Below are 26,117 nucleotides of genomic sequence, written 5' to 3' on the forward strand. Positions count from 1 at the left end.
CCACTGATATATTACAAATAATAATTACTTTTTATAGATTTTTATTTTTAATTTTTTTGACGTATATTTACTGCTAGAATGTTTAGTTTTAATTTTTTTTAGAACTATTTATTTATATATAAAAATTTTTATATATAAAATAATCAATATTTGCAAGAAGAAATTTGACTCATATTTTTTATATTATCTAATTTTTAGATATTAATTTTTTTATTTTTTCTTAAAAATATCTAAGGTATTTAATGGTGTTTAGAAGCTGAGTAGTCTTTATTTATTTTTTAAAATTTAAACTTTTCTTCTGTCTCTTAAATTGTTAATTTAAGTTGTTTTCATTATAGCTATTTATAATCTTACTTAATTTTAAATCTATTTAAATCAGGTTCTTTTCTAAGAAACATGTTTGTACTTTTATTAGCAAATAATTCTATAGATTCTTTTAAAATTGAAAGTTAACTTCAATTATTCTTATTTCTCTAATTTTATTAGCTTAATTTTTGAGTAGGTTACTATCTAACAATTGCTTTCTTTTAAAAAATCTATTCTGACCTTATTTTATTAAAGTTTACTTATTAATGGAATTTAAAATTAACAGAAAACTTAGATTGGAAAAGTTATTATATTACTTCTTATTAGATTATTTAATGCTTAACATTAAATAATCTAATAACTCTATTGAGTACATCAAAGTAATTTCCCCACCTTGTAATTAAAAATATTGTTAATCTGTAAAGGATACTCAAAATTAATTGAATCAGCTAATTTTGAGCTTGTATTCAATTAACTATTGCTCTTCTATTGTCTTAACTTATTAGCAACTTCTAACTGTAACATATTACAAACTACTTGACTGCCAGAAAACAAAGCTGTATTAATAAATTTTTTTCCGTTATTTTTGGTATTTTTTTTAAAAAAAATTGCGGTTGTAAACTATTTTTTAACCATTTAATAAATGATAAATATCTTGATTAACTATAGTTGATTCATCTTTAACTGAAGGGTTCTAATCAACAGTTAAGCAAACTTCAGAATAACTATCGATCATCTGTTTAACTGATGCTTGTGTTTGTTTTTCTTATCCCTAATTTTCTGGTAGTACTGCACAACATCTTTAGATTTAAAAAATACTTCACATCCATTCGTTGTTAAAACTTTTGCTGTTGTTTGATAAACAGGGAAAAAAATAGTCTTTTCAAGAACTTTAAAATTATTTCTACTCGATATCATAATTTTTTTAAAAATTACAGTAACTTGTGAGATTTGTTCTCCTACATTTTCAATAATACGTTGAAAACTAACTATTAAACTCCATCTATTCTCCTATATCTAATTTTTAGACAACAGAAGTCAGAACTATCTCTGCCACAGTGATTTGTAGTCCCAATTCAAGTAAGGTTAAGGTGATCTTAGCAATTACGGTTTTATATCCAGTTATGCTTAAGGTTTTCGATGTGTAAGCCTAAAAATAAGTCTGAAATGTAGTCTAACAAACAACCTCTAATGTATGGCGAAATTCTGTGAACAATTTGATTAAGTCACATTCTGCCATATTTTTAATAATTATTTCCCCTAAACGCACAAAAGACAGTTATAAGACTAAATATCTGATTTCCTGTAACTTTATTTTCCACTTCTCTTATTTACTGTGGACATAATCTCATCAATGGTGATGTCATTGAGATAAATAGATTCTATCTGTGGAAACAGTTCAGATTTTGGATATTCATAACTAGTCTCGGGGATAATACTAAGCCATCCTAATTTAAGTTTGGTCCTATTTCTGCATAGGAAAATAGACTATAGGCTTTCCTTAGTAAACTGAATGATCTTGAATAGGGTTTTTAAATTAGGAAAAAATTAGATAATTAGAATAAATATCAAAACCTACAAAGTTGTTAACTAAACTCTTCTAATATAAATCTAGAATGTTCTAGAAAACAATCGCATCATAGGAGTCAACCAAGGATTAGGACTATGTAATGATCGTACTAGGTAATTAAAAAAAAGATAGTCTCCACTGCATTTTAATGGACCCAACCTTTTTGAGCGCAACGCAGCACAGTACTAGTGTTTGAGTTACCATTAGATTATTTTAATCTAATGGTAACTCACTCCATTCTGCACAAAAGTTATCCCAACACAATACCTTTTCTTTCCCTGGAAACCAGTCTACTTGGTCTACTTTGAACCATTGTTGCGCCAAATGACTCCAAAGTTCAATGTCCTTTCCATTGTTTCTATAATAGTATCTTTGACCACTACAAGCCACAATCTCCCAGGTTAGACCATTTTCTGGATGATTAAACTCTATGGTTAAAGTGCAATTTTCAGGAGATGATAATTTATCTCCTTGACGTTGATAACAAATGGTCCGATAATTTTGCAGGTTAGATTCTCCTAGATTAACCATAAACACAATACTCAGTAATTATTTTGGAAGTGAGGGGAGTATGGGAGCGTTTTTAACTCTCCCATACTTCCACTACTGTTCCCAATGAGATCTTACAGAAAGTCTTGGCAAAGGAGGAGGCTGAATCCTGGTTTTTTTTCGCACGAATTTACGTTCGGACCTGTAACCTGTTTGACAGCTAGAGCGAGAATTTTCCCCTGGAATATCATAAATATCAAGATATAAAGATTGACCAGCAGCGGTAGCGGCGACTTGTAGTACCACACGAATAGCCTGAAGATTACGGCCACCTCGTCCAAAAATTCGCCCTTTATTATTGCCTTCAAAGGCTAAACGAATCCAAACGCGTTGATTCTTATTAACCTTTTCACAATCTACACTTAGGGAATCTGGCGATTCTAACAACGGTTCTACTAAAAACCCCACTAGGCCTAAATAATCTGGGCTGGTAGGGTTTGATGAATTAGACCAAGAATTAGATTTGAGCATTGACCTGTTCAAATACTTGCGCTTTCTGAAGAATACTACGAACGGTATCTGTTGGTTGGGCTCCTTGTTGAAGTTTTTTAACAATTCCTGGAACATTTAAGTGAGTTTCGTCGGTTCTGGGGTTGTAAAATCCTAATTCTTCTAAAGGACGACCATCACGACGATTGCTGCTATTCATAGCGACAATTCTATAACTGGCCTCACGCTTTTTGCCGTACCGTTTTAAGCGTAGTTTGATCATACTAGTTACTGAGACTCCTTAACTTATTGATAATTTTTAATCACTTTCCGATGAGAGATTGACTTTTACGCTAAATCGATTAAGTCATTTCCGAATAGATAATTATATCATCATTATTATCAACTTCAGTCAATTATTACAATCGTTATTGTTTTGTATTTAAACTCAATTAATATATGCACAGGGTAGTTAAATGTCAATATTACCTATTTATCCGGTATTGCTTCCAATTTTTTAGTTTTATGATTCAGATCTTGGAGTTGGTCAATTACAAAATTTTATTGCCACTATGGGGCTTAATTACCGTCATTAGCATTTTGTTCTACACCTAAGAATTTAAAACCTTATAATCTTAACATTGCAAGACATAAATTTTAAAAAATGGGATTGGGCACAACTTATAATCCTCTCAGCGATGCTCGTACATAAATTAGATTTACTTGGACAGATTTTAAGAAGTTAGACGACTGGATAAAGCTCTTCTTGTAGAAGATTTTACCCCACATCAGTCCTTTAAGAGACTTAAAAAGCAGGGGGCAGACTTATCAGTTTTAAAGTAAGAAGAATTGCCTCTTCTTATGTTTGTTGAGGCGTTAAAATACGGAAAGACCTGGGGAGTAATTTCCATGACTGAAAAGTCTAGTGTTACTATATTCTCCATTTCTTGCTACGATTTCTTGGAATTAGATATCTATGACTTAATATTAGTCCAATCTTCATATATATTTCCTTTCCATTGCTAATTTTGTGACATTATTATTTTTTATAAACGCAAACCTAGCATTAAAACCCCTAGTCAAATTTTAGAATAGTCGGACCAGTTTTATAAATTAGGGTTAAGAAAGGAAGTATTCATAGTAGTCAATGACTCTATTGACAAAAAAACACAATATCAAATTCTTACTTAGAAAATTAACAATTTTACTAAAAGTACATTAAAATTTTTTTAGGTTTAATACAAAAGTGTCCGTTGATTTAGTCCAGGATAGTAATTTATTAGAATTAATAGTATAGTTCAACTTTAAATATTGTTTGCTTAATCTTTGAAATTACAGATGAAGAAAACTTAAAATTAACCAAAAATTTTAAAATACCCGTAGTTATGTAACTGAATATTGCGATATTTTAACCAGGGCTAGTTTACATTTAGTAGCTAGATTTATTTGCCCTTTTAATAAAAAAATAGGCAGCTCTACATATTATTTGTCCTGTGGAAGGCAAGACAATTCCTATCTGCAATGTTTGGTATGTTATAAACCCTTTTCTATATCAGTACTAATGTCTAGTTTTTTAGAAAAAGAAGAAGGACTGCAAGTTTACACCAAAAAAGATACAAAAATGAACTTTGTTCCCATCCATCCTTTTAGGAAAATTTTCCAAGAGTAATTGAAGCTTTACGGGTTTTATTCAAATAAATAAAACTTCTTAGATCGTACCTATAGTTGTTTTCTAAAACTAGAGAGCTCTCAATATCATCTCTCTTTCGAGTTACCTAGTCAGGTTAGTTTACACGCTTCAGTAATTGTTGTCTGGAGATAAGAATTTAAACAAAAAAACTTGTTAGCAGTTTTGACATTATTTTTTTAGAAAAAATACAGAATTTTTCAGCTTTGGAATATTATTTAACTGTGTGCGCTCATGATAAACATCCCTGAGAATTTTGTAAAACCGTTCAGAGTGAAATTAAATAACAGTTGCAAAAATTTAAGAATAGAAAATTATGACAATAGTTGAAAAATCCATTATCTTTCACTAAGAGTTGATAGTAAGGCGGGCACTACCCACCTTACCTAAAGTTACTCAATTGCAGGAGCTTTTAAAGACATTTGTTGAGTTAAAGAGATCTGCACTTCCTTAACTTCTCCTCCTAAAGTTGGCACTGAATCACGTAATACTGCGGTGAGTTGATTAATACTAGAATCGTAAATCTGGGTAACAATTTTTGGATATAAACCAATACCAATGATAGGAATTAATAAACACCCAATAATAAATACTTCTCTCGGTTCAGCATCAATCAATTTGGTGTGGGAGATTAATTCTTCATTCTCAGGCCCATAAAGCATTTCCCGCAACATTGACAAAAGATAAATGGGGGTTAAAATTACCCCAACAGCAGCCAAAAAGACTACAACTACTTTAAATGTTGAATTGTAGGCATCACTGGTTGCAAATCCTACAAAGATCATTAATTCTGCAACAAACCCACTCATTCCAGGCAATGCCAAAGAAGCCATTGAACAAGTAGTCCACATGGCAAAGACTTTCTTCATCTTTTGTCCTACCCCTCCCATTTCATCTAACATTAGGGTGTGGGTGCGATCATAAGTACAACCTACCATGAAGAAAAGACTCGCTCCAATTAATCCGTGGGAAATCATTTGTAACATTGCCCCACTAGTCCCTAATGAAGTAAACGAGGCTATCCCAATTAAGACAAACCCCATATGGGAAATTGAAGAATAGGCAATCTTTCTTTTTAGGTTTCGTTGAGCAAAAGAAGTTAGAGCTGCGTAAACAATATTTACAACCCCTAAAATTACTAACATGGGAGCAAAAAAAGCATGGGCATCTGGTAACATCCCTGCATTCATCCGCAGTAGTGCATACCCTCCCATTTTTAGGAGAATTCCCGCTAATAACATGTGGGCAGGTGCAGTAGCTTCTCCATGGGCATCCGGTAGCCAAGTATGAAGAGGGAAAATCGGCAATTTAACACCATAGGCGATGAGAAGACCTCCATAAAGCAATAATTGCAGTTTTAAAGGAAAATCTTTACTCGCAATCGTCACCATATCAAAGGTGATATTGCCACCATAGAAGGCCATGGTTAAAGCGGCTACTAAGATAAATAATGATCCCGCTGCGGTGTAGAGGATAAACTTAGTCGCTGCATAAAGACGGCGTTTGCCTCCCCAAATAGATAGGATGAGATAGACGGGGACTAATTCTAATTCCCAGACAAGAAAGAAAAGCAACATATCTTGTACTGCAAAAACAGCAATTTGTCCACCATACATCAACAACATCAAAAAATAGAACAATTTTGGCTTAAATGTCACTGGCCAAGCAGCCATAGTGGCTAAGGTGGTGATAAACCCCGTTAGCAAAATCAGGGGCATGGATAGCCCATCAGCCCCTACCGACCAATTTAAGTCCAGTTGAGGAACCCAGGAATAGCTTTCAAACAATTGAAGATTAGGATTGCTTAAATCATATCCAGTGTAGAAAGCATAAACAATCACCGAAAAATTGATGAGTCCAATAGTCAAAGCATACCATTTGACTGTTTTACCGTCCTTATCAGGAATTATAGGAATAAACAAGGCGGCAATAATTGGAAAGAGAATTATGGTAGTTAACCAGGGAAAATTGGCAATATCCATTGTGATTATCTAATGTCCTCAGTGATACTTGGAGTTTGGTTAAACAGTTATCCAGTTCTTTGTTATCAGTGTTTTCACTGTTGACTGTTCACTAGTTCAATGTCTCCGCAAAATACCCGCTACATTCTAACCACTTTCTCTTTAGGCTTCTAAAAATAGATCTCATATCTTAATCTTTGGATAAGTTTGGTGGAAAAATTACGATAATCAGGAATTAATCCTAACTTTAAATTAAAGAGTATCTAATCTAAAATTTAAAATTAACTGAGAATATTAAATTTTTTTGACTCTTTTAGAATTACTATGACGTAATAACTACCTAAAAAAGCTGAAAGTCTTAAATTTGTCAGATTTTAAATAAATAGTAAATAGTTCATAACAGAGAAACGAAAAAAATAGAAGACTTGATCAAAACAGCTTTGTCTATTAGTAAAAATGATTGGAATATTTGGTGGATATTATAGCATATCAAGGGAAAATAAGCAATAATTTATTAAAAACTAACAGAGTAATCTTAATCAAATCACTGTCTGTTTGCCTGAGAATAACTCTAGGCAAACTCTTTCTTCCGCAATTCTAAGTTGTGCTAATTCTATAATTTCTATTTAAGTTATTTTTAATAGAAATTATAGAAGATATTTTCTTGGTTTTATATGTTAGAAAATGTGGTTGTATATGGTGTCATTATTAACTTTAGGCTTAAGATATTAGTGTCAATGATAAAAGTCCTAATGGTTGTCAAAGAGTAAGGTTGTGTGGCGGTTATTTTGATCTTTAAAAAAGTCAGAAATTATAAACAATATTAAATTTGTTCTAGGTAACATTAAATATTATTTTGAATAAAATTTATTCTTTATACAAAATAAATAAACCAGATAATACTTAAAGATTTTTTGACAAGAAATTAATTTAATTTACATTATTAATGATAATTTTCTAATTTATGAGATAAAAGTTAAGTCAGTTTTAATGGCAATAATAATCGTACTTATAATATTTTTTTATTGAATTTCTTTTGAACTCTGTAATTTACAGAATAAGATAGGCAAGTAAAAAATTGAGACTAAACGTCAAACAATATATCCTAAATATTTTCCAGTATCACAAAATAATTGTGGGACTTTTTTATGCAGTTAGAATTTATTCTAAATAAAATAAGGAAAAACAATTGTATCTGTTGTTAACTGTTTCAGTTTATAAAATTTTTCTATCTGTAATTTTTAATCTATATCTTTGATGATTGTTTCTATTTTTTGTCAACTCAGTCTATTACTTTTTGCTATATTTTTGATGTCACTATTGACGACATATTCAATGATTTTTGTCTTAATAAATTTGAGTTTATTTTCTTTTTTTTCAAGTTAAATTAACTCTTATATGAATTCTATCCACATCGATTATATTTTACTTTGTAAAGATTAATCTTGAGTGTAGACTTCTTTCCCTATCCAAGAAAAATCTCTAATTGTTAATTTATTAAATTTATAGAGGTTACTATTGAATATCTCAACAACTCAATATCATTTTAATCTAGTATTTTTTCTTAAAATATGTCCAGTAAAATTACTTTTATTAGTTACACAGTTCCTAAATCTCAAAAATTAAATAATATAGAATAATTGAATATAGAAAAACTATATATAAAAGTTATTTTTTCCATAATCTATTTTAGAATAAACAATTTACTATTATTAAGTAATAGCAAAATAAATAAATGAGTGACTAAGAATAAATTAACCAAGCAAATTTACCTACACCGAATCTAAAGTAAAAAAATAGTACAATTATCAATAAAAGAATCAACAAAACAATTGTTATATAATCTGTAATAGTAAGTAATGATTTATGTAAATAAGTGCGGTTAGAACTGCCAGAAAATGCTTTAGATTGAAGAATAATTTCTAACTTCTGGGACTTAGCCATTGCGTTGAGAATTAGAGTAACTGCAACTGTTGAATACATCTTTGTTTTTAAGATTAATCCCATTTTATTTATAGCCAGTCCACGTAATTTTTGAGCTTCAATAATAGTCTCAATTTCTCCTAATAAAAGAGGAAAAAAACGCAATGTAGAGGAAAAAATAAAAACGATTTTATAAGGTATCTTTACTCGTACCATACCTACTACCATTTGATTGATATCAGTGGTAAAAATAGCTAAAGGAATAACTAAAATCATAGTTAAAGTTTTAAAAATAATATTTAAAGCATATATAATCCCTTCTTGACTCATAGAAGCTCCTCCAATCAACCAAAAAGTTTGAGGTATACTAAAAACAGGTGTCAAAGTGTTTCTATTAATTAAAGTTTTAATCTGATCAACATTAAAAAACCCCATAGTTATTAATAGAAAGACATAAAAAGGAAACATTACTTTTATAACTAACTTAAAATACTCTAATTTAATCCCGGCTAACAAACAAGCAGAACTGATAGATAAAGCAAGTATTCCTCCGGTAATAGGACTATCCCAAATAAAAGCAATTAGAGTAGTTATCACAATCATCACTAGTTTAGTCCGAAAATCCAAACGGTTAAAAATGGTATCGTGTTCAATAGATTCAAATTTAAACATAGGATTATAGTTGATAATTGATAGTGAGTTAAAAACAGTTAGCTAATTCAATAGGAGTTAATACACGATAATTTTGTCCAGAAGATTGACTTAAACTTTTTCCCAAAAAAACTGTTTGGGGAGGAGTAAGATATGTAGACTTTAATAAGTCAATTTCATAATAAACTTCACGAATAGGAGCATCGAGTAAAATGGTTCCTTTACCCATTATAATTGCGCGTTGAGCGTAGTCTGGCATTAGATATAAATGATGAGTAATAATAATAACAGTTTTTCCCATTTTATGTAGCTGACGACTCATTTCTAAAATAGAAAGAGAACCATGATAATCTTGTCCAGTTGTTGGTTCATCAAAAATGATGATATCAGGTTCCATGGCCAAAATAGCAGCAATTAAGATTCGAGCACGATCACCTTTTGGTAGAGATAAAGGATGGACATGGCGATATTTTAATAAACCCATTGTTTCTAAATTTTTCCTAACTTCTTCATCAATTCTCTCAGCAGAATAGTTTAGATTTTCTAAGGCAAATGAAACTTCTTTTTCCACTGTCATATTAAAGATTTGGTTGTCAGGATTTTGCCCGACATAACCAATAAAACAAGACAGTTCGCTTACAGAAAAAGTTTTGATATTTCGCTGACAAATTTTAACAATTCCTTGGGAAGGAGATAAAAGATTTAAAAAGTGTTTAACTAAAGTACTTTTTCCAGCTCCATTTTGACCAGCAATCAATACATATTCTCCTTGATAAATGTCTAACGAAACTTGGTTTAAAGCTTTTGTTCCATTTTCATAAATATAGGTTAAATTCTCAGTTGAGAGCACTAATTTTTCTCTATTTCGAGCGTAAGCCTTAGGCGGAGTTAATGACGGCGCAATGGCTACATTGTTTTGTATACGCTTGAGAGTGGAAAGTCCTTTGTCAAGTGTGATAGGAATTTGAGGAACTGTAATTCCTTTTTGATTAATGTAGTAGAAAGTTTGAGCAACTTCAGGAGGACGTAAATTTTGAGCTTGGAGAAGTTCAATTTCTGAGTAGATTTGATGAGGAGAACCGGTGAATAATAATTTTCCCTCTGATAATAGAGCAATACGATCACTAAATTCAGCCATTTCTTCTGCAGCATGGGACACCATAACAATGGTGACTCCTAATTCTTGATTTAATTCCTTGACAGTAGCAAATACTTCTTGGGAACCAATGGGATCTAACTGGGAGGTGGGCTCATCGAGAATCAATAATTTTGGTTGTAAGGCCAAAGCTGCGGCAATTGCTAACCTTTGTTTTTGCCCCCCTGATAATTCTTGAGGATGTTTCTTTTCAGTTCCTTCAAGCCGAACTGCTGCCAACACCTGGGGAATACGGGTAATAATTTCATCAGGTTCCACAAGAAGATTTTCTAAGGCAAAGGCGATTTCATTTTCTACTGAAGTTGACAGTAGTTGAGTTTCAGAATCCTCAAAAACTACTCCCACGTACTGCGCTAAGGTACTGACTGTTTGTTTTATTGTATCAAGTCCCCCAACGGTGACATACCCAAAAAAACGACCCCCATAAAATTGGGGAATAATTCCATTAAGGGTTAAACAAAGAGTAGTTTTGCCTGCACCAGTTGGACCAACAATGCCCAAAAATTCCCCTTGAGCAATATTTAATGAAATATTTTCGAGAACGGGTTTGGAGGAATTAGGATAAAGATAAGAGACATTTTCTAAACGAGCAATCACATCCATAATTTTTCAATGAAATGGGCAAAAAAAAATATATTAACTTCTACTTTTTGTGTTCTATTAATAAATAGCTTGTTTGGGTTTCATCAAACCAATAGCCCGTAAACCAGAAATAACTCTAATACCGATAAATGCTCCTATCAAAGAACGGACTAAGTTTTCTAACGGTATGATAGGAACTAAAAATAACCAGGTTTCTTCCGGCCAGTTAAAAATATAGTAGGTAATAACAACTTGACCTAGGTGAGACAGTCCCATAACCATCCAAGTTCCCAAAAATACCCCAACAGTTACTAAAAATGGTTTCTGATTATTAATACATTGTGCAATCAAAGAACAGGTGGGTAAGGCAAACAATAAAATACTTGACCAGTTAATAAAAGAACCGGCAATAATTATTGAGAGAGAAACACCATTAGAGAGAGCATGGCGAGTATATAAAAATAACTCAATTAGAAAAACAAGGGTCAACCCAAAACGCCAATATGTATTTCTCTTTCCTGAAGACATTACACCGGCCGTAAAACTAGCTATCACTGCTCCCCAAATAGAAATCAGAGGAATTCCTGCAGTATGAGGTGCGAGAAACACACCAATAAGAGTCCCCATTCCACTAGTTATTGCTCCAGCTAATGGACCTAGTAACCACCCAATTAAAGGAAAAATCCCCTGACTCATAGGAAACAACCCCCCTGAACCAATGGTTATGGAAAAAGGGATAAATGCGAGAACTGTAACTACAGCAGACAAGACCACAATATAATCTAGGGGAGTGCCATCGACGGAGGCTCCTCCTGAAGTTTTAACCTCTCTTTCTTCGCCTTTGAGAAGTATTAAGGATGACATAGCTGGTTAATGTTATAACCTTTTTATTCTAAGCTGTCTTTAAGCAGTTATGGTGAATTTATTTGGTTGGGGAGCAAAGTACGCCATCAAACAGAAGAACAATATATCTTTTAGAAAGAGTTACCAAATCTGTGTAAAAAATGGTCCAAAGATAACATCACAGTGATGATAGTTAATTAACTATCAATCTTTCTATATCACCCGAATAATCCATTAAAATCATAGACTTTCTGGACTTAATCAATGGCACATATTACGGATATATTATATTAATAATAATTTTTATGACTTCTGATGATGAATAAAACAGGTTTATCCTTTTCAATAAAAATACAAAGATTGAGATTAAATCTAGCATAACTATCAGTTATGATAATGCAAATTTTTAAAATTTAAAAATAAAACCCCGATTAATTTTGCTGATAATTGCTACTGTATTTTTCTTTCCTAAAGTTTTAGACTAACCCAGCTAACTTCTTGAAATTTTAATGAGTAGACTCTAAACAATTGCTTTAAAGGAAGTGGGAAAAATCACAATTATAAATAACTAACGAGTTCCTAGTGGCAATCAGATTTCCATCTAAAACTGAACTAAATATCATCTGCAAGGAAAAACTAAGACTAATAATAAAATTAGTTTAGGACTTAGGAACTCGAGTCCTTGTTTAAAGCTGAGGATCCTAGTGTTAATTTATTAGCCTTGATGAATTATCTTGAATATTCTACCAGTTACGATTAAGAAGAGAAATACACAGAATTACATCATAATGTCACTCTTTCTAAGATCTGCTCAAAATTGAAAAATCTGACTGAGGTGATATCTACGACCTAGTTAGTTATATATTAGTTACGTCTAACTTAGATAAAAAAATCGGGTAGTATTATCTACTTCTGATTGATTAATTAAAGACAAAACTTATTCTAAATTTAATTTATCTCTATCTAAACTCCTTGAATGTTTTTTGTCGAGTCAACTAATAATTATTTTTGCTAAAATTAATTCTTGCATTCTTTTATAAAACTAATAAAAATAGTACTATATCATTTTTATTGGGTTAAATAAGTTTTTAAATACTGGTATTTAAGATTTAAAAATTGTTTATCAGCAATAAATAAGTAGGTTTATTTTTGAGTGTACTATCTATACATAGTTAGATTTTTTATAATAAAAAATATTAATAATTTTATTGATTAATTAATTTTTATATTTAACTTAAACGTTAAAATAAAATTTCTTTTATGGGTAAAATATATTCACTTATTATTCTGACTTTTTAAAGCTAAAAATCTTATATAACTGCTTTATAACTTCAGAAATTACAACTTTTTTCCTTAGCTCTAGAAACCTATCAACCCCCAAAATCAACGCCCACAAATATCACCCTTTCACTGCAAGAGAAAGAAAAGCTCCTAACTTAGGATTTATGTCGTTATACCATTATTTTTTTACAGTAACAGTAACAGCTCACGAAGTAGGAGGATATACAGGAAGACTTTACAACACCATAGCAGAAGTCATCATTCTCAATATTTTCTTTTGAGGACTTTCTCAAAAATTTGTCTCTATCTTCTTTGAAGATGTCAGATATAGCGTAGCTACTCAATATTTGAAGACAACTATTCGTGAGGAATTCCTTGTTACTCAATTGTTATACTTTCGAGAAACTTATTCTTATCTTCTAAAATACCTTAATTAGGATTAACTCCAAAGGGCAAACTTAGTTCAAAACGCTTGGGAAATATATGACTTTACTTTAATAGAATCACGTTTACTAACCCTGAAAAGGTGTTCAGTTTGCTTATTCATGCCAACAATGTTACTGTTACCGGATATTATTGCAACTATTTATCAGAATGCAATTTAGTTAAAATCCTGACCGGTTGGTCAGAGTCTCACAGTTTTTATAAGAGAATGAGGAAAACAATCATAGTTTACTTGAACGCATTTGTAAAACAGTTGTTACTCCTAGCTCTGCGGGGGCTATTAATCATCGAAAAATGGATCTAGAAATTACAGTCTTAGAAGAAGTTACCCATAGCTATGATGTGATTTCCTTAGACACAACGTTATTTTACCTAACTGAACGAAGTCATCAAGGTGCCCTAGATTACCTCAAAAGTCTTTCTAAACTGAAACAAACCTATATTTCATAAGAAATCTGGGTACAAAATGGGGTCAAAATGCAATGTTTTCGTTGACATTATTAATCTCTGTGTTAAGTGAAATAAGTGATGTAGAATGCAAAGAAAAGATTGTCTGTGTTGAGAATGATTTATAATAATTTTATGAACTGGGTGGACTTATATAAATTCGTAAAACTTATCCCCAATTTTTATCAGTAGTAACATTATGGAACTGAGTAATTGTTTTTCTGCAGTATGTTTTAGCTTGACATGAAGAAAAATAAATAGAGAATTTTTGCAACTTTTTTATAGATGTATATTTCGGACATTATCATAGCACGGCTAAATTTTTTTAATCTAGAGAGTTATTTTTCCTATATAGGTATTAATGATATGGCTAACAATACATTGTTACTTTAGATTAAACAATATATTTGCTGATAATGGGCGGATGATAGTTATAAAATTCGTTTCTATTTTATAGCTGATATCAACCCAATGAAAACTTGCGTCAATTTAATTATCTTTAACTTAGTATTTTATACTTTTTATTTTTTTATAATTACTATTATTTTAGCCTAAAATAATAGTAATAGACTTTGTCTAAGGTACTGTTTTGCTATAAAAAATATTAGTTATTTTTTGGAATAATTCCAAATTATATAGTTAGTTTTTATAAAATTTTATTTAGTTATATGGTGCAGTTTAAAGATTTAAAGACTAAGTATTTATGCTTTATCAATTAACAAGATTATTCCCGAACTAATGAATAGAAATTTGATATAAAACTCAAGTAATCTCTTTTATTAGCAATAAAAGAGATTACTTAAAGTACTGATTGGGAAGGCTACTTTTATTACTGTTAACTAGAATTAAGTTTTATTTATAAAAACATTTGCTTAAAAAGCATAAAGTAGAATATAGAAATTTATAGCGAAAATTATTTTTTCAAAAAACAAGTATTATTGAGTATGCCAAAAGTAATCTACAAAAGTAGATTTACAGCTTTTTTTAAAAAGAAATAAACACTTAAATTCGTCAATTTATCCAGTAAAGACCTATTTTTTATAAAATTTGTATGGCTTTTATTTTTGTTTAATTGCATTTTTTTATAAAAAGAAGAAGATTTTTTTATAAAATTGCTCTTTTGTACTAATTGTGATATGCTAACGAGTTGTAACTTAGTCTAACTTTTATTTTGAATCTGTCCTGTTAACCCTAAAAATTTTGTTTCTATAGAAACAAAATTTTTGTAATTTTGTAAACTTTACGAAACAAAACTTTTAACTTCTAACTGGAAAGTAAACTCTGTATTCAGATGATTTAGGCGAAGAATACCTTAAAATATTAAATCTACTTTTTTATCACTCTCGAGGAAATTATCGATGTAGAGAAGATGTTCCAGACTAAATATTTAGTATTATTCTTGTTTGCCATTCATAACTTTGGTAATCTATAATTCTAACCTTAGAGATTTATTAAGATAAAATCGATTTCAATCTTGATTAACGTGGAACAAAACCAAAGAAATTATGCCCTCTCTCCTGAGAGGAGGAGGATAGCTTTATGACCACCCTATTACGTGATTTTTGGTATGTCGCCTTACCTGGGAAACAATTAAAACCAGGTAAAATGGTTCATAAAAAGATGCTTGGCGAACCAATTTTAGTCGGACGGCGTAAAGATGGAGAAGTCTTTGCTATTCGTGACATTTGCCCTCACAGAGGGATACCCTTGCAATATGGATCGATGGATGGAGACAATGTCTGTTGCCGTTATCATGGTTGGAAGTTTAGCACTCATGATGGAAGTTGTAGGGAAATTCCTTCTTTAACTGAATATGATGATTTAGATATTAGTCGTATTCGGGTTCCTACCTATGCTTGCCAAGAAGTTCAAGGAAATATCTGGGTCTATTTTGCGATGGATACTGACAAAGGAACTGATTTAGCTACTATTCCACCAGTGCCTACTATCCCGGATTTTGGTAAGATCGAACCTGGAATTTCCGAAGTCATCCATTTTGTCTGTAATATTGACCACGCTACTATTGGACTGATGGATCCGGCCCACGGTCCTCACATTCATAGTTCTTGGTGGTGGCGTAGTGGTCCACAAAAATTTCGAGTCAAGGAAAAGCAATATGAACCTGTAACTCAAGGATTTCGTCTTGTTCCCTATGATATGCCAGTGAGTGCACGCCCTTATAAACTCTTAGGTGATAGGGTTTCTATTGAAATTATCTTTGAATTACCTAGTGTGCGAATAGAAATTTTAAGAGGTGATCGCTATTCTGCTTGTTTATTAACCACCATTACTCCTATTGATGAAAACGAATGTGAAGCTTTTCAGAGCATTTATTGGACAATTCCTTGGATGGGAGTTTTTAAACCTTTATTGAGGTTCTTCACCCGTCAATTTTTAGCACAAGATCGCGATGCGGTAATTCAACAACGAGAGGGGCTGAGCTACAATCCTGCATTAATGTTGATTGATGATGCAGACACCCAGGCAAAATGGTATTTTCGTCTAAAACAAGAATATCAAAAGTCTAAGGCCGAAAATCGACTTTTTAAGAATCCAGTAGAATCGAGAATGTTACGCTGGCGCAGTTAGAAAAAACCAATGAGGTCTCTAAGATTATCAAAGATATTAACATGTTACTTTTCAATCTTAGATGTCTTTTAAGTAAAATAGTTTCTTCTGGATTGAGCAAAATAGATTAGAAACTAATAACTTATAGGACTCTCATTCTAAATGGAATTCTATAGTCCCAAGAACTAGATTTCTATAAAAATCTAGTTCTTAAAATTTTGAGAATCTTGTGATATTGAACTTTTAGCTTTTTTATATTTAGGTTTTGTTACAGTTAGTATAGAAGAATATGGATTTATATATCTAAAAAAATGTATATATCTGAAAAGAAAAATTTCCTTTTAATTTAAATGGCATTGAATACTTTTCTATCAGAAAATAGACCACGCGTAAAAAATAGCGACATAGTCTGTATATCTATGACGCTCCAAGTTTAGGCTAGGGTTAACTTTTTGTCTTAAAGCTAAGTAGGAAAACAATTTTACTTCTAAATTGACGACTTCTAACTCTCTTTACTTTAAAATTACTTTTAGATAGAAGATGTTCAGAGAATTCAGCAGCCAATAACTGCGGGATTTGAACGTAAAATTATAGAAAAACTTTCTTACTATTTTACAGGAAGTCAAAGTAGTAACTACCCACCATTTTTTAAAATCTTCCGTATTTAAGTTTTAATTTTATTTTATTTTATTGGTGAGATTACCATTGTTAGTTTGCCCTACACCATAGCTTATACTCTGAATTTTTTGGTAGCACATATAACCATCTTCTGGGTATTATTTGTAGTGGGTCATGATTGTTATCAAAGTTTATTTTCTCACTAGAAATGGCTTAATAAGCTTACTTAATAGTGTTGTATTGAATCTCTCGGAAAAACGGGACATAATTACTAGTGCTATTTACTGAACTTTAATGATAATTGTTTTAGGTTTTTTCACTTATCAAGTGTGCTTCATATGGCTACTTAAATATTCTTTAGATCCCTATGTGAGCTTTGTAATATAGTTAGAGCTGGTTACCTATCTACATCATACTGATCCTGATATTCCTTGGTATTGAAGAAAAAATTGAAATTTTCTTATATTGATCATGATTACGAATTAATTATTATCATCAATAATAATATTGGAACTCATGTGGCTTATCAAATCTTTCGGAAGTCTAAACCCTCAATTGTTAAGACTTTTTTCTATTCTTACAAAACTTATTTTATCGCTCTTGACAGTGGAAATAATATTTATTTTCAATTTGAAAAATTCTAAAGGCTTCTCAACTGTTTAAAGCCATAGTTAGGGGTAATCTTCTTTTTTATATGATCTTATGTATTGAACAGAAGATTTTTAAATGTCTAGACTTTAATTTTTTTTAAAAAAACTACTAAGTTAAAGATTAAGCAACTTAGACTAATTCAGTTTAATGATTAATTAAGGTAGTCAGTAGCATTTATATACTCCATTTTTATAGAGTTTTTAAAAATCAAAACTAATTTCTTTAATTTTTACTAAAATATTCGGATTTTAAACTTGCACTTATTTTAGTATTTTTTATATTTTGTTATTGTTTTAATTCCTGTGCTTACTCATTTTTTAAAATCTACTGATACTATATAATTACTTGCTTTAATTGAAATAAAAATACTTTAATGTCTAAGATTTTAGATCTGCATTTTTAAAACTAACCTCTTGAGCATTGTTTCTGTTTATTATTCACGTGCTTAATTTTTTTAAACTAGATAATTTATATATTTTATTTTAAATTTATTTACTGACTTTTGTCGTTAGGTATTTCAGTATATGTCTTTTCTTTAAAAAAAACTTAACTCTCCCATAAATTTACTTTCTTATTGACTGTATGTCATTTAAGAATAATTTTTTTAAAAAATTTAATTAACAACTGATAATTTCAATCAATTTTTGAGTAGTTTAACTAAAAAACTACGATTTTATATTTAATCTAATTTAAATAAATAACTTAGTTTTAAGTAATTCATTGTTTACCAATAAATAAAGATAAATTATTTATTCTTTTAAAATCTATTTATTAAACTAAATGGAGCATCCAATATTAGAGATATAAATAGAGTAAAATATTGGTAATATCATGATTTAATCTGGATTAAAAACTGCTATAGCATCTTGTCCGTTATATTATATATAATATATATACTTAAACTTTATATTTATATTTTTTATTCTTACACAACAGATAGAGTAAAACTAAAATCATGAGTAAAATTTAGAAATCCTAGGTAATATTCATTGCAACAATAGGAAATAAAAAATTATTACAGTCATAATCTAAGAAATTACTATGAAGTTAGCCCCAGTGTAAGAGCTTCTTCTCTCAATAATTATGATATTGAACAAGCGGGTTTTGAATGTTATCAAGTAAGAGTAAAAGTCCAACAACCAAATTCATGTTGTTCTTTAGACTATCAAGATAGCTATTCAAGAAAATTAACGTATAAAATCATTGATAAAAACTGCAAGTATAGTAGTACTACTTTTTATGTTTATGAATGTAAAACTTTTATTGATTTTGATTAACAAATAAAAAGATATTATTTTATGGCTCAAAAATTAACAAAAAAATGCGACGTAATTTAATTGTAGTTAATTTTGACAATTAAATTTTTATTTAATTTGTAATTATTAGTTATAAATATCTAACAAATTTGGTTAAGACAACACAAATTCTATTTAAAAAATATAAAATATACAAAATTTAACTCTGGACTAAATTCAGTAGAATAGTTGTTTAAATAGAATTTGTGTTGTCTTAACTATTAAATAATCCTAAAATAAAATGTAATCAATTTTTATAACAAGCCACTTTAATTGTCAATTAATTATTGATATAATTGCTTATAACTGTATTTAATTATTCTTAATTACGAAGATAATAGTAATTATTTATCTAATTTTATTAGCTAATAAAATTAAATGTTTTTTTATTATTAAAAATAATTAGAATCAATATTCTACTCTAAAAATATTAATAGCTCTAGATTATAAAGCAGTTGTATTTCTAGATACTTCTGTGAAGATAATTTTCAAAATACAAAAAAATCTAAATATTTATTAATAAGACGTAATTAAGTATTCTTACAAAGGTTTAAATAAACTTCATTTAAATAGTTTAAAATATTTTACTTATAAAGATATTTCTTTAAAAGAATTAACTATAAAAAATAAAAGTATATATATACTATATATTTTTATGCGAAAGCTATTATTACTATTTATCTTGAGCGATAAAACTATCGAAAATGTACTAATCTAAACTTAGAACAATAGAGAAATGAATAATAATAGTTATTTAAAATAAAATACAATCTACTCTACGTCACTAGACGATGTATAATAATAAAAACTACTAAACTTCATTTAAAAAATAGATTAGAAGTGACTATTATAAATCTTTCTAAGATCACTCCCTTTAAAAGTAAAATAAACCACCCTTTAAATAAGCAAAGAATAAAAGTTTTACAAATTAATTTAGGTAAACGATGCAATCTTACTTGTATTCATTGTCATGTGGAAGCTGGACCAAAACGCACTGAAGAATTGTCCCCAGAAATTTGTCAGAAATTAATTGATGTAATCAACCGTTTTCATCAAATAGAAACCGTAGATTTAACAGGGGGTGCGCCAGAAATGAATTATGGATTTCGTCCTCTTATAGAAGCAGCTAGAAATATGGGAAAACAAGTGATTGTCCGCTCTAATTTAACAATTTACTTTGAACCTAGTTTTGAAGATATACCTGAATATTGTGCTAAACATCAAGTAAGAATTATTGCTTCTTTTCCTTGTTATTTAGAAGATAATGTTGACACACAAAGGGGAAAAGGTGTTTATAATGATTCAATCAAAGCCTTGCGAATTTTAAATAAAATAGGGTATGGAAATGACTCTAATTTAAGATTAGATTTAGTTTATAATCCACCTATACCAAGAGATAATAATTTTATTTTAATTCCAAGTCAAAATCGATTAGAAAAAGAATACAAAAAAAAATTAAAAAATGATTTTAATATTATTTTTAATAGTCTTTTTACTATCATTAATATGCCAGTGGGCAGGACAAAAAAATATTTACAAAATAAATATTTATATTTCTCTTATCTTGAGTTTTTAAAGTCTAATTATAATGAACTAACATTATCTCATTTAATGTGTAAAAATCAACTATCAATTGATTATAATGGTAATATTTATGATTGCGACTTTAATCAAACAGAAGATATTTTTTCAACTAATGAAAATGGGGAACCACTTACTATAAAAAAACTATTAACATTAGGTAACTTAGATATAATTAAAACTATAAAAACTGCCCCTTATTGTTATGGATGTACAGCTGGAAGTGGTTCGAGTTGTAGAGGTTCTTTAGTTTAAAAATAAAAAATAAAAAAGTAATTTATTTTTTTGTAGTAAATAAATAACTTTAAAATTTAGAGTATATTGTTCTTATTTTTGTTTATAAAAAAACAGTATTTGTATAGATATTTAGAATATTTTTTAGTTACTGGTATTATTGTTAACGTGATTAAAGCATTGATTATAATCAACATTATTTCCACGTTAGCGCCTACTGTCATTTTTTTAAATCAAATATTATTTATCTAAAGAATAGGTAAAGTTAAATTTAATTAATAAATTATTTAGATCCCGAGAATATTTTACTAAAAAAATTCTTGAGAAGCTATATGAATAAAGAATTTAAATAATTACTTACAACTATTTAAGCTAAAAAATTTTTCTTAATCTCTTAATTAAAATATTAAAAATAAGCTGAGGTTACTTTCTAACTATTTTTAAAAAATTATTATAGTCTTGGTTATTAATGGTTACCATATCACAATAAAAAAAAGTAGGAGAGCTTTTGAAAATAGTGTCTGCAAATTCTCTAACTGGTTAGAATTTAGATAACATTTTTTTGAGCTAACTCTTTACAACAGATCACCAAATTTCAATTTTATTGAAATCTGGAAAGTCAGGTGATAAATACTGTAGTTTATACTTAGTTTCTTCTATTATTTTCTTAATAGTTTCTATTCTAGAAAAAGTAGCATAGTCCAAAATAATTAGATCTTATAGTTTATATTTGAAAAATAAACATTGAGATAAATAAGCTTTAAATATTTTTTTATATTTCTTTGCTTAACAGTTAAATAAACAAAAAATTTTCTCTATTTTAGAATACTAATCTAACTAGTTATTTCTTCTTTTCTTTCATATTCAAATGTGTATTATTTTTCTTATATAGGACTATAACTATATAAACAATTTTCTCTATTATTAAATAGAGATTTATTTAGATATCTCATTCTATTTTTAGCAATTTGTTCTAGTTTTTTATGTTTTTTTAGTTTAGTTGGTTTGTTTTTGATTTCTGTAAGTTTTTTTACTAGTTATTCCTAATTTTTGTACGTCTAATTTAGATTAGATTGAACAATATTGTTCCCTCAAAATAGAGCCATTTTTGTTTGAGTTGTATTATTGTTTAATATAACAAAAAAACTAAAAAATTGTTTGTTATTTATAACATGTATTATAACACTTTATGAGTAGTTTATTCATAATTTTTTATCTCTTATTTATTAGAAGCAGAAAGTTAAAATATTTTAACTTTGAATAAACAACATATTTATGCACTTATTGTGATCCTATAATCTCTTTTTAGAGTAAATTATAGCTATAAAATTTAGCATAATTGATATGACTAAATTAACTATTTAATTACTTATTTTTATAATTATAAAACTATCGTAATATTTTTACGCTGTATGATGACTAATCTACAGGTTAATGGACTCTTCAAGAAAAAACTTAACAATCGAAAAGGTGATAAACTGAATTCTTCAACTATTGAGTATCTAAAAAGAGCGTTAATATCTCTAAAAAATAATGAAAAGATACATTTTTTGAAAAAAACTCATAAGGCATAAATTTAAACTTATTTAAAGGTTATTTTTTAAAAGTTTAAATTCCTGGACTTTGTCAATAAAAATTAGTAGTTACTCAGCTAGTTTTAGCCTTTAAATATAGAAAAGCTGATATGAGTTTCAATAATTTCTTAGATAAAATATTTTTTGTTAAATTATTTATCTTACTTTTCTATTTTTTCCTAAAAAATAATTAATGTTAGTGTAAAGGTTTACTAGCAATAAAAACACAAAAAAAATACGTATTTTTAATAAAATTTTTCACATTTATAAAAATAAAAACTATAATTGAAGATGCAAAAACTAAATTCTAATCAGACTAGCTGACACGGCTCAGCTGTAAAAATTGTTATGGTTATCTATTTAGTAAAGCCTTTAATAATAAATTATGTAAGCATTTTGTTTAAAAAATTTTCACATTGTCGTTTGTCAAAGTGGTTTTTTTCTAATGAGTAAGGTGGGCAATGCCCACCCCGTCGTTATTCTATTTTTCGGACATTTCCCGCCTTAACCCAACCTTCTTGTCCATTTCTGGATAGACGAACGTTATGCCAGTCTCCATCAGGACTTGTTTTCAAAATAATTAGTTCAGCTTTGTAGTCAACACCCCCGATCCTTTGGGCATCGTGGCCAGGTTCAGCCCGCAAACTTAAGCCACTAGGCCAAATAACAGAGGCTTTGTAAGCTCCGGAAGGCAATTTTTCTTCTTTGTCTTCCTTTTCTTCCTTTTCTTCCTTTTTTTCTTCGATTTCGGGAGAAGATTGAGGTTGTTGGGCAACTATTTCTTCCTGAGGTTTTTCCTCAGATTTTTTAGCTCTTTGTTGGGTGTTAGACTCAAAGTTAGATGCCTCTTCGGCTTTTTCTTGTTTTTCTTCGACGAAAATAGGTTTTGGAGGTGAGGTATTTAAACGATAAAACACTACATAAGCCAAAGCTGTAGTCCCGCTAACGAGTAGAAGAATCCCGACAAAGAATCCTAAAATAAATTGTAAAAAGACAGAGAAATATTTCATAATCACTTCAAAGTAAAACTTCAAAACTTGACATAAGATAGTAACTCCAAATCCCGAACTAAGTTGATCGTAAATGATATTACAGTAAACGTACTCATACGGTAAGCTCGACTAGCTTTCTCCGCAGCAGCCCGGTTTTGTAAAAACTCGATTTGTTTTTGAGCAGTTCTTGCCAAAGAAATAATTTGACTGGCAAGTCTCTAAGATACTCTTAGAGGTAAGACCCTGATCTTAATCAAAACCAATTTGCATTGCCTCAATCAAAGTTCGTTCGATTTCTGTCCTAGGAAAGTCAAGTGTTTCATAGGCTAACCGCTTGATATTGTAATTTTTCAAGTTGTGAGGTCGGAGTCTAGATGGAGAGACGTTAAAAATAGCTTCACGTTCCTTTTGTTCAATCAAACTCACAAAGAAAATTTCATCAAAGGGGTTTTTCCGCAACATTTTAAGAAGTAAAACTGAACATTATTAGCAGTCGCGACTACAGACACTGAAGACTGTTTTTCCGTTAACCAGGTGATAAAAGTTTTAAAAAACTGATAGTTCTGCTATTTCCTTTACTATCGACTCCCCAAACGCTTTATCAATTTCATAAATCTACAATACGCAGGAATTAGGACTTCTGTAAGATCAATCATCTGATGGCACTAAAATCCTAATTATTTTACTAATTATCCAAATAAACGCTTTATATCTAGACGTAACAGGGATAAATGCAAATGTATAGAATATAGCTCTCGCACTGAGGGATTTTCAGTTTCTAGTATTTCTACCAAAAGTACACTACAGAAATAAGGTAAGCTATAGCTCCTCACTTTCTGACTACATACCCCTTTTCGTCTCAATAACTAGTCTTTTAAGTTGTCTAAGCTACCTACTATTAGAAATCTATTCATTGACGGCATATAAAGTCTAAAATCTTAATCTGACGGATTAATTAAAGTTTCTCTTCGAAAATGAATTTTAAATTTTCTAGTTCAAGTCTATTAAAATTAGCGACATAACGAGTTAGGACACTACAAATTCATTTTAATAATAGTTCTCATGAAAAATAAAATAACTTATCTAGGAGTCTATTGAGTAAAGATTATCCAGTAGAAGCTAGGAAATATTTATCCTTAGTTTTAATGTGGCTGGTTGTGAGAAAAGAAAAGCTAAGTTATTCCGAAATAATTTGGATTACAGAGATAATAATAACAATGTTTTTTCGTTAAAATTATAGGCTATACAAAAAAATAAAATCTGCAAAATATGAAAATTCTTTTATATAAATAAACAAAATTATTATCGTTCAATAAATTCTAATGCTTGCAAAAAATATATAAACTAAATTTTTGATTATTGAAGTTATTTTAAATGGCTGTCCACAAAGTCTCAAGTTAAAATATATGCGGAACAATTTCACAAAATTTGAACATATTGAGTAGACCGTTCGTTTAACTTATTCCTGATTCAGGTATTTTAATTGTAAATCGGGGGATAATAGGATTTTAACAGTAGTTGACATTTTTTGTTAAAGATGTTCTTAATGATTCGTTATCGGTGATTCCGTTATCAGCTTACTATCTGAAGTCTTAATATTTATTGAAATAAATTTAAATTTTAAAACTAAATAATAGGCTATTAACAATAAATAATCTTATTATTTATTGTTAATAGCCTATTATTTTTTATCCATAAATGTACTCCCAGAAGATACATTTATGGTCTATTTTTATGTTTTTGTCTGGACTTATTTTGCAGGCAATTCCAACTCTTATATATTAACTATTTTACGTTAACAATTGTTAATTATTAAGTTAGTAAAGCGAATATATTCAGCTTTTTAAAAAATTTAAAAAATTATTTACTTACTATTAAAATTGATATTTTATGCATTTAATTTTTAATATTTATTGGATAATTTTTATGTATTCAACGCTATCAAAATATCAACACAAAAAAATAAAATTAATCGAAGTGTATTTTATAACCATGGAGTATACTATAAATAGTTAATTTTTAGTTTATTTCAGCTATTTTGAATAGATTGAGAATAAAATCAATTAGTCAAGATCGAAAAACTAGATTAGATAATAACTGAACTTTAATTTAATAAATATTAATTATTAGACTATTCTCATAATCTAGAAAACATATTTTCAGTTATTTAACAAGTCTTAAATTAGATTAAATTTTTATAAAACTTTTATTATAGCAATAATAAATTCTACTTTACTTAGTATTGCTTATCTTACTTGAGACGTAAAATTTATTAAAAATTCTATTTTTTCATACATTTTTAAAAAAATGTATGAAAAAATAGCTTGAATAAACTTAACTTAACAAAGTTATTAAAAATAGAAGTTACTAGATATAATTTTGCTAAAAAATTAAGCTGAAATAATTGGAATGGGCATGACTTTTAAAGTTTCTTTGCAAAATAAAAATTTTATAAAATTATCTATAGAACTAAAATTAGAGCCAAAATATGATTTTTAAATCTAAAACAATAAAAAGTTTAATAGATTGCATATCAGGTATAATTTTTTTAAAAAAATAATTAGAAAAATAATTTTTAAATCAAAAATTCAAGTCAGAGAAACCTGTAGAGTCTTTAAAAGAGCTAGAAAAGAAAACTTGGAGTAAAGACGAGATAAAATATCTAAAGTTTCTCTTATAAAAATACAAAAAACTTACGACAACAAAATTTTTGAAAAAATTGGTTTACTCATAAAAATAAAAAAGTAAGCATAAATATTTATCTATGTCTTAAAT

The 26,117-nt window shown here is 29.0% G+C and carries 12 protein-coding genes; 3 read left to right on the forward strand and 9 right to left on the reverse strand.

Annotation, left to right across the window (positions count from 1 at the left end; translation table 11 throughout):
- Positions 1–2,089: 2,089 nt before the first annotated feature.
- The 7 genes from P3F56_RS00430 to P3F56_RS00460 all read right to left on the reverse strand — a co-directional run bounded on the left by P3F56_RS00430 (position 2,090) and on the right by P3F56_RS00460 (position 11,678).
- Positions 2,090–2,407, reverse strand: a complete 318-nt coding sequence (locus tag P3F56_RS00430) for a hypothetical protein (RefSeq protein ID WP_281152813.1) — start codon at positions 2,405–2,407, stop codon at positions 2,090–2,092.
- A gap of 72 nt (positions 2,408–2,479) precedes the next feature.
- The gene (locus P3F56_RS00435) at positions 2,480–2,896 is read right to left on the reverse strand and encodes a KH domain-containing protein (RefSeq protein WP_281152814.1); all 417 of its coding nucleotides are present in this window, start codon (positions 2,894–2,896) and stop codon (positions 2,480–2,482) included.
- Positions 2,883–3,137: a 30S ribosomal protein S16 gene (gene rpsP / locus P3F56_RS00440; RefSeq protein WP_281152815.1), complete on the reverse strand. Its 255-nt coding sequence runs from the start codon at positions 3,135–3,137 to the stop codon at positions 2,883–2,885. Before rpsP ends, P3F56_RS00435 begins: the two co-directional genes overlap by 14 nt.
- A 1,796-nt stretch (positions 3,138–4,933) precedes the next feature.
- Positions 4,934–6,517, reverse strand: a complete 1,584-nt coding sequence (locus tag P3F56_RS00445; RefSeq protein ID WP_281153655.1) for an NAD(P)H-quinone oxidoreductase subunit 4 — start codon at positions 6,515–6,517, stop codon at positions 4,934–4,936.
- A gap of 1,728 nt (positions 6,518–8,245) precedes the next feature.
- Positions 8,246–9,097 carry an energy-coupling factor transporter transmembrane component T family protein gene (locus tag P3F56_RS00450; RefSeq protein ID WP_281152816.1) on the reverse strand — a complete coding sequence of 284 codons (852 nt, stop codon included), beginning with the start codon at positions 9,095–9,097 and terminating at the stop codon, positions 8,246–8,248.
- Positions 9,098–9,125: 28 nt separating this feature from the next.
- Positions 9,126–10,835: an ABC transporter ATP-binding protein gene (locus P3F56_RS00455; protein ID WP_281152817.1), complete on the reverse strand. Its 1,710-nt coding sequence runs from the start codon at positions 10,833–10,835 to the stop codon at positions 9,126–9,128.
- A 57-nt stretch (positions 10,836–10,892) separates the two neighbouring features.
- A complete protein-coding gene (locus P3F56_RS00460) occupies positions 10,893–11,678 on the reverse strand; it encodes a hypothetical protein (protein WP_281152818.1) in 786 nt (261 codons plus the stop codon).
- Positions 11,679–13,676: 1,998 nt separating this feature from the next.
- Between P3F56_RS00460 and P3F56_RS00465 the strand changes: the two genes are divergently transcribed.
- The 3 genes from P3F56_RS00465 to arsS all read left to right on the forward strand — a co-directional run bounded on the left by P3F56_RS00465 (position 13,677) and on the right by arsS (position 20,797).
- A complete protein-coding gene (locus P3F56_RS00465) occupies positions 13,677–13,832 on the forward strand; it encodes a hypothetical protein (RefSeq protein WP_281152819.1) in 156 nt (51 codons plus the stop codon).
- Positions 13,833–15,368: 1,536 nt separating this feature from the next.
- Entirely contained in the window at positions 15,369–16,418 is a 1,050-nt protein-coding gene (locus tag P3F56_RS00470; protein WP_281152820.1) for a Rieske 2Fe-2S domain-containing protein, read from the forward strand.
- A 3,383-nt stretch (positions 16,419–19,801) separates the two neighbouring features.
- The gene (gene arsS / locus P3F56_RS00475; protein WP_281152821.1) at positions 19,802–20,797 is read left to right on the forward strand and encodes an arsenosugar biosynthesis radical SAM (seleno)protein ArsS; all 996 of its coding nucleotides are present in this window, start codon (positions 19,802–19,804) and stop codon (positions 20,795–20,797) included.
- 2,029 nt (positions 20,798–22,826) lie between these two features.
- Here arsS and P3F56_RS00480 read toward each other — a convergent pair.
- On the reverse strand, positions 22,827–23,360 hold the full coding sequence (locus P3F56_RS00480; protein ID WP_281152822.1) for an SH3 domain-containing protein: 534 nt from the start codon (positions 23,358–23,360) through the stop codon (positions 22,827–22,829).
- Between the two features lie 231 nt (positions 23,361–23,591).
- Positions 23,592–23,804 (reverse strand): hypothetical protein, encoded by a 213-nt coding sequence (locus P3F56_RS00485; protein ID WP_281152823.1) that lies wholly within the window; start codon positions 23,802–23,804, stop codon positions 23,592–23,594.
- Between the last annotated feature and the right edge of the window lie 2,313 nt (positions 23,805–26,117).

The sequence above is a fragment of the cyanobacterium endosymbiont of Epithemia clementina EcSB genome (assembly GCF_029919255.1).
Classification (GTDB): domain Bacteria; phylum Cyanobacteriota; class Cyanobacteriia; order Cyanobacteriales; family Microcystaceae; genus Rippkaea.

Coding starts and splice junctions, on each gene's coding strand:
- P3F56_RS00430 (WP_281152813.1), bottom strand. CDS start 2,407: ATGGTTAATCTAGGAGAATCTAACCTGCAAAATTATCGGACCATTTGT.
- P3F56_RS00435 (WP_281152814.1), bottom strand. CDS start 2,896: ATGCTCAAATCTAATTCTTGGTCTAATTCATCAAACCCTACCAGCCCA.
- rpsP (WP_281152815.1), bottom strand. CDS start 3,137: ATGATCAAACTACGCTTAAAACGGTACGGCAAAAAGCGTGAGGCCAGT.
- P3F56_RS00450 (WP_281152816.1), bottom strand. CDS start 9,097: ATGTTTAAATTTGAATCTATTGAACACGATACCATTTTTAACCGTTTG.
- P3F56_RS00455 (WP_281152817.1), bottom strand. CDS start 10,835: ATGGATGTGATTGCTCGTTTAGAAAATGTCTCTTATCTTTATCCTAAT.
- P3F56_RS00460 (WP_281152818.1), bottom strand. CDS start 11,678: ATGTCATCCTTAATACTTCTCAAAGGCGAAGAAAGAGAGGTTAAAACT.
- P3F56_RS00465 (WP_281152819.1), top strand. CDS start 13,677: ATGGATCTAGAAATTACAGTCTTAGAAGAAGTTACCCATAGCTATGAT.
- P3F56_RS00470 (WP_281152820.1), top strand. CDS start 15,369: ATGACCACCCTATTACGTGATTTTTGGTATGTCGCCTTACCTGGGAAA.
- P3F56_RS00480 (WP_281152822.1), bottom strand. CDS start 23,360: ATGAAATATTTCTCTGTCTTTTTACAATTTATTTTAGGATTCTTTGTC.
- P3F56_RS00485 (WP_281152823.1), bottom strand. CDS start 23,804: ATGTTGCGGAAAAACCCCTTTGATGAAATTTTCTTTGTGAGTTTGATT.